The following is a 12,032-nucleotide window of genomic DNA, read 5'->3' on the forward strand; positions in this document are numbered from 1 at the left end:
TAATTATGGACACACCTTCATTTAAAGAAGATCATATCTCCCAGATTCCAGCATTAAAACTGCTGATGAATATGGGCTGGAAATACCTGTCTCCTGATGAAGCTTTGGTAGCTCGTGGAGGTAGAAGTTCAAATGTTTTGCTGGAAGGCATCTTGAAAGTGCAATTAGGAAAAATTAACAAAATTGAATACAAGCAAAAGGAATTCTCCTTTTCAGAATCCACCATCAATAACGCGATACTTGCTATCCGCGATTTGCCTGTACAAGACGGATTCCTGGCAGCTAATAAAGCTTATTATGAACTTATTACTTTAGGTAAGAGTTTTGACCAGACTGTTTTAGGAGATAAGAAGAGTTTCTCCTTTAAGTACATCGACTGGAATAATCTGGAGAATAATGTGTATCATATTACAGAAGAATACAGCGTACTGCGTTCAGATCGTACAGACCATTATCGCCCGGACATTGTTTTGTTTATCAATGGTATTCCAATGGTGATAATAGAATGCAAATCACCTAAAATTAAAGACCCAGTAGAAAAGGCCATTGAACAGCATTTGAGAAACCAGCAGGAAAATGGTATTCGTAGCTTATACTTATATTCCAATCTTACCATTGCTCTTGCATGTAATGAGGCAAAGTATGGCACCACCGCAACCAGTAAAGAATTTTGGGGTGTTTGGAAAGAGATTTTTCGGACTAAAGAGGAAGAACGTTTATGGGAAAATGAAATTGGGAAAATAAAACATAGTCCTCTGCCTAAGGGTGATCGTACTTTGCTGTTTAAAGAGCGATTTAAAAATGTATTGCATTATTTTGAAAATTTAGAGCAGGCTGAACAGGTTGTAACTATTCAGGATAAATTGCTCTTTAGCTTTTGCCATCCTCAACGGTTATTAGAAATCATTTATAATTTCATATTATATGATGATGGGATCAAGAAGGTAGCTCGTTATCAACAGTATTTTGCTATTAAAAATACCTTGTCAAAAATCCTAAAAACAGATGTCAAAGGCCGACACGAAGGAGGTGTAATCTGGCACACGCAAGGAAGTGGGAAATCTTTAACGATGGTGATGCTTGCCCAGTTAATTGCTTCGCATCCTCAAATAAAAAATCCAAAAATACTTTTAGTAACCGACCGAATTGATCTTGATGACCAAATTACTGAAACGTTTAGGAAATGTCATGTCCCGGTAGAAAATGCACAGACCGGAAAACATCTGGTGGAGCTTGTACGAAGCCCGGATGATGCTGTTATAACCACACTCATTCACAAATTTGAAGCTGCGATAAATCAAGCTAAAGATGGATTCGAGTCTCTCGAAATCTATATTTTAATAGACGAAGGTCATCGCTCCCAGTACGGCTCCTTCAATGTGAAAATGCAAAAAGTGTTTCCGAATGCCTGTTTTATCGCATTTACAGGTACACCTTTGATGAGGAAAGAGAAAAGCACTGCAAATAAATTTGGTGGCATTATTGATGTGTATTCCATTACAGATGCTGTTGAAGACGGTGCTGTAGTGCCATTGCTATATGAAGGGAGGCATAATTTGATTGAAGTTAACGAAAAGCCGCTTGACAACTATTTTGATAAAGTGTCCGAGCCACTGACTCCGTATGGAAAAGCCGCTTTGAAAAGAAAATATAGCTCTAAAAATATTCTTAATAAAGCTGACCAGATCATATACGCAAGAGCTTGGGATATTACTGAACATTTTGTCGATAATTTTCAGGGTACGTGTTTTAAAGGGCAAATAGTTACGCCTAACAAAGCAACAGCTATTAAGTACAAAGAGTATTTAGATGAAATAGGAAAAGTAACTTCAGAAGTAATTATGTCGGCTCCCGACACCCGGGAAGGTGAAGAAGATGCTTTTGATGTATCTGATGACAAGGTGAAAAAATTCTGGAATGCCCGTATGGATAAGTACGGGACACAGGATAAGTATGAAAAATCGGTCATCGGTGCATTTAAAAAGCAGGACATCCCGGAACTTATTATAGTAGTGGATAAACTATTAACTGGATTTGATGCCCCAAAAAATATTGTCCTCTACTTAACCCGACAATTGAAAGAGCACACGTTATTGCAAGCTATTGCCCGAGTAAATCGTGTTTATCCTGGAAAGGATTACGGATATATCATCGATTATTTCGGCAATCTTGAAAATCTTGACAATGCAATACAGACATATTCGGGAGATAGCATGTTTGATGAGGGAGATTTAGTTGGAAGCTGGACCAATATAGGAGAAGAAATTAAAAAATTACCTCAAGCTCACTCAGAAGTCTGGGATATTTTTAAAACGATTAAAAACAAATATGATGAACCAGCTTATGAGGAATTATTAAGTGATGAGGCAATACGACATCAATTTTATGAGAAAGTTTCTGTCTTTGCCCGTTTGCTAAAATTAGCATTATCAAGTATTGACTTCTCTAATTCTACACCAGAAAAACAAATTGACAAGTATAAATCAGATCTAAAATTCTTCCTTGCCTTAAGAATATCTGTAAAAAGAAGGTTTTCTGACGATATTGACTATAAAGAATACGAACCGCAGGTACAAAAACTCATTGACAAGCATATTACTACTGAAGGAGAAGTACTTCGCATTACAGAATTGGTTGATATTTTTGACAAGGAACAACGGGAAGCAGAAGTTGAAAAACTTACTAGCAAGGCAGCAAAGGCTGACCATATTGCCAGCAGAACGATAAGGGCTATAAATATTAAAATGAATGAAGATCCTGTTTTCTATAAAAAGCTTTCTAAACTAATTCGGGAAGCAATTGAAGAATATCATCAGCAGCGAATCGATGAAGCAGAATTTTTAAGAAAGGCAAAAGAGTATGAGGCTTCTTTTCTTCATGGACAGAAAGACAATATTCCCGACTCTCTCAGAGGTAATGATATTGGCATCGCTATCTACAATATAGCATCAGATACTTTTAAGGATACGCTAAGTGGAAAACAGAATGTGGCAACAGAATTATCTTTAGGAATTGAAGATGTTATCCGTTCTATTGTTATACAAAATGATCAATTGGTAGTTGACTGGCAAGGCAAACCTGATATTGAGGGCAAGATACGTATCGATATTGATGATTATATTTTTGATTTAAAAAGTAAATACGATATCGAGTTTTCATTTGACGATATTGATAAGGTTGTTGAGGATGTCCTAAATGTAGCGAAGATTAAATTTGTATGATGACTGAAATACTTCAATCAATAGCATTTGGTTCTACGGTTATCAAATATAGTCTTGCCTATCAGAAGCGAAAAACCCTTGGTATTAAAGTTTACCCTGATGGTAGCGTAAAAGTCGCTGCACCGTTTGATACAATAGAAATAGAGATAAAAAATTATTTAAAGAAAAAAGCCCCATGGATAATTAAACAGCGACGTGAGTTTTTATCTTACCATCCATTAACACCCGCCCGTTTATATATTAATGGTGAAACTCATCTTTATTTAGGCAGGCAATATAAACTTCGAATAGAAACAGAAAGTATAAATGATGTTAAACTCTATCGGGGTCATTTAATAATATATTGTGGTAAAAAAGAAGATGCCAAAGAGATATTAGATAAATGGTATAGAGAAAGAGCCGTGATACATTTCAAGGAAATGCTGGATAAAACCTTTCCTTTACTCAGTAAATTTAAAATTTCAAAGCCAGATTTACAGATAAGACAAATGGAAAAACGCTGGGGAAGTTGCACCCCGGATGGCAAAGTTATATTAAACCCTGAATTGATTAAAGCTCCTAAAGGAAGTATCGAGTACGTTGTTATACATGAACTTTGTCACTTGATACATCATAATCATACCAAGCATTTCTATGATCTCCAGAAAAGCCTAATGCCAGACTGGAAAAAATGGAAAGAACGATTGGAACATAGTTTATCATAATTGTAACTAACAAAAGGGAGTTTGTTCACACAAACTCCCCAATGTCAAAATCACTCAAATCACTTTTCCGCAAGGTGGAAGAACCGTCGTCGCTTTCAGATGAAAGTGTGCTATCTAAAAGCTCGGCAATTCTTCGGGAAGCACCCTCTATGGAATTTTCCAGTAAGCTGAATAATTCAGTTCCCTGTAATTTCTGAACTATGGCTACCGCTATTTCCTTTTGAGCCTGTTCCAAATTTTCTTTTTGGAGCAACGCCCCTACTGAGCTTAGTTCGTCGTAGGTAACCCCTTGGGCAAGACTGTCATTACCACCGGATATTCCGTACCTGTTCCATTCTTCTTCCTCATCTTCCAAATCAGGCATATTGCTAAAAACTTCGTCCAGTTCTTCCTGCGGAATTTGCTTACCGACGATTTCGTTCTCGTCGTATTCGATGTCTAAATTATCGGGGTTTATCTCCGGTTCCGTTATTTGGCTTTCATTGGCAGTGTTTGGCACTGAAAGGCTTCTTGCTGGCTTTGGCTGTCCCATAATATCGGGCAGTTTCGGGTTAACTTTTTCCTGCACAGGCTTTTGCTCCGACCTTTTTTTAATGACAATCTTGTCCTGCAAAAGCAGAACAATGACGATGAGCAGGCATATCACAATTACTATTTCCATAATCAGAGGCTTTAAAAAATGGGTTTAAACTTTTCGTTGAAATCATCGGTAATTGCTTTCTCAAACATTTCAAAATGATGCTCCAGTATGTTATCAAGATAGGCATACAGTGGGATCTCATCTTTACCAATGACCTGTACAATACGGGATAAGCGTTCGTGGTATTCCTGTCGGATATAAATGCTTTTATCGCCCCGCTTTGTCATCGAGTGCGTTTTCAAAAAATGTTCGCCATAGCTGCCGTCAAGATGTTTCTTGGTGCGGTTCCTTTCCCGTTGTGCAGGTTTGCTTGGTAGCAATTCTTCCTGTTTCACTTCTTCTTTTACAGTTTCCTTTTCCGGTTCTTCCGGCAGTTCAGGTGGAAGCTGTAAGCCCTCTTTTTTAACGCCGTCCACCATCAGGTTCATCATCAACTCTTCGTTAATGTCGGGCGTGACTTTTCTTTTATTATCTTTTTCCATAAGACTATGATTGAATGATTTTTAGAAATTCATTGATGAACAGGTCTAACTGGCAGGCTTTCATCAAACGTTCATCAGGTGGCATTACGGTAGAACGGAAAACCGTTTTACTGTCGGCTTCGCTTTCTTTGCGAAAGCGGGTACTGTTCTTTACTTGGCTCTGCATCAGGCTTAATCCCAGCTGCTCAATAAGCTGATTGTACACGTCATATAAGGGAGTGCTTTCCCTGCCGTCCACCTGGTTCCAAAACAGGTTAATGGTCTGTATGGAAGTTTCGCCCTTTTTCATAATCACATCCTGTAAAAGCTGGGTGAAGATGAGCGTACTTTCCATTACCACACGGTCTGCGGTAATAGGCGTAAAAATATGGTGCATTCCTGCGAGTGCTTTCAGAATGCCGGGCGTGTTCACAGTTCCAGGCAGGTCAAAAAACACCACGTCGATCGGAACGGCGGAAGCCGTTACAAATTCGTGTACAGCATCCAGTACGCTATCTGCTTTATGCTGTGTAATGGGATAGGCTTTCTTGTTGATGGTGGTAAACTGCTTGTACGCCAATTTTTTCAAAGCCTCGTTTTCCATTACCATTGCCAAATCACGGGCTTTCATTTTCATTAAACTATGCTGCGGAAAATCCGCATCAAATACGGCTACGTTGTAGCCCAACCGATAGTGCATCGTACTTGCCACAAGCGTGGTAAATGTGCTTTTGCCAACACCGCCTTTTTGAGAAGAAAAGGCGATAAACAGAGGTTTCTTTTTTGTGTCCATATTTTAAAAATTTAAAGTGTACATAATTTTGTTTTCAGTCTTGCAGGCGTTCCAGAAAGCCGTTCTGATTTCACACTTTCATTCAGGAAAGCTATCAGGGTTGCCTACGTTCCTACCTGATTGCCTGCTTCCTTGCAGTACAGCAGCCCTGCAATCATTCCGGTAGCTTATCAGGCAGGCTTGCCGTCATTCTTTCATTCCGTCAATCAACCAATCATTCAGGCGAGCCGTATAGTTGGATAGCAAGTGTTCACGCTTTCCGGCAGTCGTACAATCTTGCTTTCTTGCTTTCTTGCTTTCTTGCAATCAGGCAGGCAGGATTGCCTGCGTTTCTGAATGCGTGCTGTCTGCTCTTCCTGAAGCACGGGCTGCCTGTCTTCCTGCCATCATTCAATAGCAAAGAACCAATCAATTTCATTCGATTGTATGCCTGTGGCATTGTTTGGCGGTCAGAGGCACTGTTTGGCTCTGTGGCACAGTGCAACGCTATCGGGAACAGGGCTTTACTTTGTATTGTGATTTTTATTAACGGATTTATGCAAATGACTTTTGACATATTGGTAGGTAACGGTAACGGCAACAAGCCGTTTTTCCCTGTTACATCCAATCCGTCCCGCAGGGCGGATTTTTGTGTTCACCGGAACACGGCAAGTTGTGTTTTGAGGCACTCGAAACCGAGTTCGTGCCTCAAAACAACTTGCCCTTTGCAGGGGGCAGAAAACACCTTCCGAAGTCAGGGTTTTGTGTGAATTTAAAAATGGATTTGTGATGAGCGAGAACAGTAACAGTAAAAAGAATAAGGGCGGACGGACACCTAAAACCGACCCAAGCATCCACCGCCATGTTTTCCGTCTTACCGATGAAGAAAACGCCAAACTTTTATCGCTTTTTGAAGCATCTGGAATGACCAATAAAGCGAAGTTTATCATTTCCCTACTGTTTGGTAAGGAAATGAAATCGGTTAAGATTGACAAAGGAACAGTTGATTTCTATATGCGACTGACTTCGTTTCACGGTCAATTTCGCTCCGTAGGCGTGAATTATAACCAGATTGTAAAGCTGCTGTACAAGCATTTCTCCGAGAAAAAAGCGGCAGCATTTCTATACAAATTGGAAAAACAGACGGCTGAAATGGCGATGCTATGCCAAAAAATCATCCAGCTAACGGAAGAGTTTGAAGCGAAACACCTGAAAAACCAGCCTTAGAAATGATAGCGAAAATTGGCAGAAGCGGAAATTTGTATGGAGCATTGGCGTACAATCAGCTCAAAGTGGAACATGAAAATGGGCAGATTTTGTTTACCAATAGGATAATTGAAACCACTAATGGTCATTACTCCGTTGCACAATTAGCCCAATCTTTTGCTCCTTACCTCATCGTAAACCGCAATACCGAAAAGCATACGTTGCATATTTCGCTCAATCCCGACCCGAATGATAAGGTTAGCGATGACAAGTTTCGGGAAATGGCAGAACAGTATATGCGGGAAATGGGCTACGGGGAACAACCTTTTGTAGTATTCAAGCATACCGATATTGACCGCAGCCATATCCATATCGTATCAGTTTGTGTGGATGAAGAGGGTAAAAAGATCTCGGATAAGTTCGAGAAAATGCGGTCTATGAATGTATGCCGTGAACTTGAAAAGCAACACGGATTGATACCTGCAACGGATAAGGAGCATAAGCAGAATGAGCAGATTTTCCGTCCGGTAGATTATCATGCAGGCGACGTCAAGAGCCAGATTGCTTCAGTAGTCCGCCACCTGCCGAATTATTACCAATACCAGACTTTGGGCGAATACAATACCTTGCTTTCCCTTTTTAATATTACCACTGAAAAAGTTGAGGGAGAATTACACGGTAAGGCACAGCAGGGCTTGTTGTATATTCCCTTGAATGAAAAAGGCGAAAGAGCCGGGCATCCGTTCAAGGCTTCCCTTTTCGGGAAGAGTGCGGGGCTTCCTGCTTTGGAATTGCATTTTTCAAAATGCAAAACAGCTTTGAAAGACAGCTCAACCAAACAAACCCTAAAATCCGCCATTACCATTGCCCTGAAAACTACCAGCGATGAGTTGAGCTTTAAAAAGCAGTTGGCAGAACAGGGCATTAACGTAGTAGTACGGAGGAATGATGCAAGGCGTATTTATGGAATGACATTTATAGACCACAATTCCAAAACCGTTTGGAACGGTTCCCGTTTAGCAAAGGAACTTTCAGCCAACATTTTCAATGACTATTGGAATAAGAATATTCAACCAGAAGTAAAAGAGCCCGCAGTGAATCAATCAAAAAAAACATACGCAAAAGATATCGAAGATCTGCCTTCAGAAAAACCACATCATTTATTCGACTTCCTCAATACAGAGCCTATCCCTGAGAAACATGAAGACGGTTTGATTGAGGCATTGGGTGGTTTGCTTCCCGAAGCCCAGGGTGAAGATTACGAAGAACAGGATTTTGCCAACAAGATGAAGAAGAAAAGAAAAAGAGGTTTGCACTAATGGACTGTATATCGGTAATTATTAAATATTCTTATATTAAAAAAAGCTCTATTTACAAAGAAATAAAGCCTTAAATTTTCAATTTACACGATTACTGAAATGATATTTGTTTTGTACTTTATATTACTGCATCAAGAAATTAATCATTAATTCAGCTGTTTCATTTGGTTTTTCAGAAAGTATAAAATGTCCGCAATCTTCTATTTTTTTTAATTGTAGATTGGTTGCAGTATTGGGCAACGACATTTGTAACAGGTCATATCCGCTTCCTCCAATTCCAATTACAGGGATTTTAAGCTTATCATAGGTTTTACTATCTTCAATGTCTTTTGGAAATGCTTGATACCAAGCGTTTGACGCTCGGATAGCATTTTTATCATTATAAGCAGAGCTATAAACAGCTTTATCAAAATCGCTTATGCTTTCCTGATCTTTCAATAGGTTTTTAAATAACCACTCAATAACAATATCCATTCGTCCCTCAAGTAGTTGTTCGGGCAGTTCTTTTACTTGATTAAATGCAAGCCACCAAGGATAGAGATAGTTTGCACCGAATACAGGTAACATTGGCAAATGATACATTCCTGTATCCGGATGCGGGGTATCCAACATGATCAATTTAGCAGCAGTTTCTGGATGATTTACTGCAAAACTTAATGCTACGTGTGCACCGATGTCGTGTCCGCCAATGTAAACCTTTTCAAATCCTAATTTTTTCACGAGTTCAAATATATCTTTGGCCATGTTTTTTTTCATAGCCATCTATTGGTTTGTCCGAATTTCCCATTCCTCTCATTTCGACAACAATAACATGGTATTTAGTCGCAAGGATAGGCATTACCTTATGATATGCCCACCAGGTTTCGGGATAGCCCGGAATCAAAACTAAAGGCTCTCCTTGTCCACCCATTACATAATGGAGCTTTACGCCATTTACATCTGCATAATGGTTAGTGAAATTTGGAACTAATTTGATTAGCTCATCGGTGTGAGGATTTTTGGTATTTATCATATTAAAAAAGCATTGGTATTAAAATCAAAATTATTTAACTATCTCAAATCTGTACAACACGATAATTGTTTGATTGCCAGCTTGTGATAAACAAAAGTAGGAACTAATTTTACAACACACAAGTATGCAGTATACTGTATGGTTTATATTTTTAATATATTTAACAAATGAAATTAATAAATCAACTTTCCAAGGAAACAGGTATCCCGATTGGAACAATACGTTTCTATGAAAAAAGCGGGCTTTTTAGTGGAGAAACAAAAAAGGAAGTAACCACTAATAATTATGTTTATTATGGAGATGAAGTTGTAGAAAAGCTTAGGTTTATACAAATGGCAAAAGCCGTTGGGTTCACATTGTCAGAAATAAAGGAAGTTATCGATGTTTGGTATAAAAAAGAGCTTTCACAAAAAGCACAAATTCAAGTTCTTGATCTCAAATTAGCACAAATCGATCAAAAAATAAAAGAATTAAAGACAATGAAAAAACAAATTGCTTTATGTAAAAGCAATATTGGAAATACAGAAGAATGAAATTAGACTACTCCTATACGTTTATTATTCTTACAATCTAACTCTTATTTTTTAGCATTATTATGGTCAAACACTTCCAGCTAATGCCACAGACTGCCATATTCTTATAGCCACTCTGTAAAACCTCTAAATTCACTTACAAAAATTGAATTTATTGAAATATGCAAGGAGAAGACGATTTAAGAGGTTTAGCCAAGATTATGGCTTTTATGAGGGCTGTAAGCATCCTTTTGATGCTGATGCACTTTTACTGGTTCTGTTACGGTTTCTTTTTAGAACGTGGCTGGACATTAGAAATCATCAACAAAATATTGGGTAATTTTCAGCGAACGGCAGGGCTGTTTTCGCATACCCTATATACCAAGCTGTTTGCTTTGGTATTGCTGGCTTTGAGCTGTTTGGGTTCTAAGGGAGTTAAAAATGAAAAGATAACCTGGTCTAAAATCTATGTGGCTTTAGCGATTGGTATTATCCTGTTTTTTCTAAATTTCCCTTTACTAAAGCTACCATTATTAATCGCTACAATCCTTTATATCCTTACCACAGGCTTAGGCTATATCGCTTTAATGGTAGCCGGAGTTTGGATGAGCCGTTTGCTTCGTACCAATCTGATGGATGATGTTTTCAACAACGAGAACGAAAGTTTTCAGCAGGAAACTAAATTGATGGAAAACGAATATTCTGTCAATCTTCCCACAAAGTTTTATTACAAAGGCAAATGGAACAACGGCTGGATTAACATAGTCAATCCTTTTCGAGCCTCGATTGTGTTGGGTACGCCGGGTTCAGGAAAATCGTATGCCATCGTAAATAATTACATCAAACAGCAGATTGAGAAAGGCTTTAGTATGTACATCTACGATTTCAAGTTCGACGACCTTTCTACCATTGCCTACAATCATTTGCTGAAACACAGGAATAAGTACAAAGTTCAGCCGAAATTTTACGTGATAAATTTTGACGACCCACGTAAAAGCCACCGTTGCAATCCACTCAATCCTGATTTTATGACAGATATTTCAGATGCCTACGAAGCGGCTTATACCATAATGCTAAACCTCAACAGGTCGTGGATACAGAAGCAAGGCGATTTTTTCGTGGAAAGCCCGATTATATTGCTTGCTGCCATTATTTGGTTCCTGAAAATTTATGACAACGGCAAGCATTGCACATTCCCACACGCTATTGAACTGCTGAACAAGAAATACGCCGATGTATTTACCATTCTTACATCGTACCCCGAACTGGAAAATTATTTATCTCCTTTTATGGATGCGTGGCAAGGTGGCGCACAAGACCAATTACAGGGGCAAATTGCATCTGCGAAAATTCCTCTATCTCGTATGATTTCGCCACAGTTGTATTGGGTAATGACAGGCGATGATTTTTCGCTGGACATCAACAATCCCAAAGAGCCAAAGATTTTATGCGTGGGTAATAATCCCGACCGACAAAATATTTATTCGGCGGCATTAGGTTTGTACAATTCAAGAATTGTAAAACTCATTAATAAGAAAGGTCAATTAAAGAGTTCCGTGATTATAGATGAGTTGCCAACAATATATTTTCGAGGACTGGACAATCTTATCGCAACGGCGAGAAGTAATAAGGTGGCGGTATGTTTGGGCTTTCAAGATTTTTCGCAATTAATACGTGATTATGGCGACAAAGAGGCTAAAGTTATTCAAAACACAGTCGGTAATATTTTCTCCGGTCAGGTTGTCGGAGAAACTGCAAAGAGCCTTTCGGAACGCTTTGGGAAAGTATTGCAGAAACGCCAAAGTATGACGATTAACCGCAACGATAAATCTACTTCTATATCCACACAGCTCGATAGCCTAATACCAGCTTCCAAAATCTCAACGCTTACACAAGGTATGTTTGTCGGTTCTGTATCGGATAACTTTGATGAGCGTATCGACCAGAAAATTTTCCACGCTGAAATTGTCGTGGATAACGAAAAGGTTTCTGCCGAAACCAAAGCCTATAAGAAGATACCGCAGATATTATCCTTTACTGATGAACTCGGCAACGATAATATGAAACAGGTCATTGAAGCCAATTACAGGCAGGTCAAAGCGGACGTTGTGCAGATTGTAGAAAGTGAAATGGAGCGGATTAAGAACGACCCCGATTTACAGCATTTGATACAGCAGGATTAATG

General features: G+C 38.9%; 11 protein-coding genes. 6 read left to right on the forward strand and 5 right to left on the reverse strand.

Annotated features, from left to right (window positions below; all coding sequences use genetic code 11):
• Positions 1 to 5: 5 nt before the first annotated feature.
• Together K7B07_RS02225 and K7B07_RS02230 are read left to right on the forward strand one after the other, a co-directional pair.
• Entirely contained in the window at positions 6 to 3,221 is a 3,216-nt protein-coding gene (locus K7B07_RS02225; RefSeq protein ID WP_223707073.1) for a type I restriction endonuclease subunit R, read from the forward strand.
• Positions 3,218 to 3,925 carry a M48 family metallopeptidase gene (locus tag K7B07_RS02230; RefSeq protein WP_223707074.1) on the forward strand — a complete coding sequence of 236 codons (708 nt, stop codon included), beginning with the start codon at positions 3,218 to 3,220 and terminating at the stop codon, positions 3,923 to 3,925. Before K7B07_RS02225 ends, K7B07_RS02230 begins: the two co-directional genes overlap by 4 nt.
• Before the next feature lie 25 nt (positions 3,926 to 3,950).
• Here the strand turns inward: K7B07_RS02230 and K7B07_RS02235 are convergent, their stop codons facing one another.
• From K7B07_RS02235 to K7B07_RS02245, 3 genes are read right to left on the reverse strand one after another with little or no spacing between them, the layout of a single operon-like run.
• Entirely contained in the window at positions 3,951 to 4,586 is a 636-nt protein-coding gene (locus K7B07_RS02235) for a conjugal transfer protein TraD (protein ID WP_223707076.1), read from the reverse strand.
• Positions 4,587 to 4,597: 11 nt separating this feature from the next.
• Positions 4,598 to 5,047, reverse strand: a complete 450-nt coding sequence (locus K7B07_RS02240) for a DUF3408 domain-containing protein (RefSeq protein ID WP_223707078.1) — start codon at positions 5,045 to 5,047, stop codon at positions 4,598 to 4,600.
• 4 nt (positions 5,048 to 5,051) lie between these two features.
• Positions 5,052 to 5,819, reverse strand: coding sequence for a ParA family protein (locus K7B07_RS02245; RefSeq protein ID WP_223707080.1), 768 nt, complete (start codon positions 5,817 to 5,819; stop codon positions 5,052 to 5,054).
• Between the two features lie 768 nt (positions 5,820 to 6,587).
• Here K7B07_RS02245 and mobA point away from each other — a divergent pair.
• Together mobA and mobB are read left to right on the forward strand one after the other, a co-directional pair.
• Positions 6,588 to 7,025 carry a conjugal transfer protein MobA gene (gene mobA / locus K7B07_RS02250; protein WP_078769871.1) on the forward strand — a complete coding sequence of 146 codons (438 nt, stop codon included), beginning with the start codon at positions 6,588 to 6,590 and terminating at the stop codon, positions 7,023 to 7,025.
• A 2-nt stretch (positions 7,026 to 7,027) separates the two neighbouring features.
• Positions 7,028 to 8,323 carry a conjugal transfer protein MobB gene (mobB, locus tag K7B07_RS02255; RefSeq protein ID WP_078769872.1) on the forward strand — a complete coding sequence of 432 codons (1,296 nt, stop codon included), beginning with the start codon at positions 7,028 to 7,030 and terminating at the stop codon, positions 8,321 to 8,323.
• Between the two features lie 123 nt (positions 8,324 to 8,446).
• Here the strand turns inward: mobB and K7B07_RS02260 are convergent, their stop codons facing one another.
• Positions 8,447 to 9,079, reverse strand: a complete 633-nt coding sequence (locus tag K7B07_RS02260) for an alpha/beta fold hydrolase (RefSeq protein WP_223707082.1) — start codon at positions 9,077 to 9,079, stop codon at positions 8,447 to 8,449.
• Entirely contained in the window at positions 9,048 to 9,335 is a 288-nt protein-coding gene (locus K7B07_RS02265) for an alpha/beta fold hydrolase (RefSeq protein ID WP_223707084.1), read from the reverse strand. The genes K7B07_RS02260 and K7B07_RS02265 overlap by 32 nt, the downstream gene beginning before the upstream one ends.
• A gap of 167 nt (positions 9,336 to 9,502) precedes the next feature.
• On the opposite strand from K7B07_RS02265, the gene K7B07_RS02270 reads away from it, so the two are divergent.
• Together K7B07_RS02270 and mobC are read left to right on the forward strand one after the other, a co-directional pair.
• The gene (locus tag K7B07_RS02270) at positions 9,503 to 9,868 is read left to right on the forward strand and encodes a MerR family transcriptional regulator (protein WP_078769874.1); all 366 of its coding nucleotides are present in this window, start codon (positions 9,503 to 9,505) and stop codon (positions 9,866 to 9,868) included.
• A gap of 161 nt (positions 9,869 to 10,029) precedes the next feature.
• Positions 10,030 to 12,030, forward strand: coding sequence for a conjugal transfer protein MobC (gene mobC / locus K7B07_RS02275; RefSeq protein ID WP_223707086.1), 2,001 nt, complete (start codon positions 10,030 to 10,032; stop codon positions 12,028 to 12,030).
• The last annotated feature ends 2 nt before the right edge of the window (positions 12,031 to 12,032 follow it).

The sequence above is a fragment of the Niabella beijingensis genome (assembly GCF_020034665.1).
GTDB classification, from domain to species: Bacteria; Bacteroidota; Bacteroidia; order Chitinophagales; family Chitinophagaceae; genus Niabella; species Niabella beijingensis.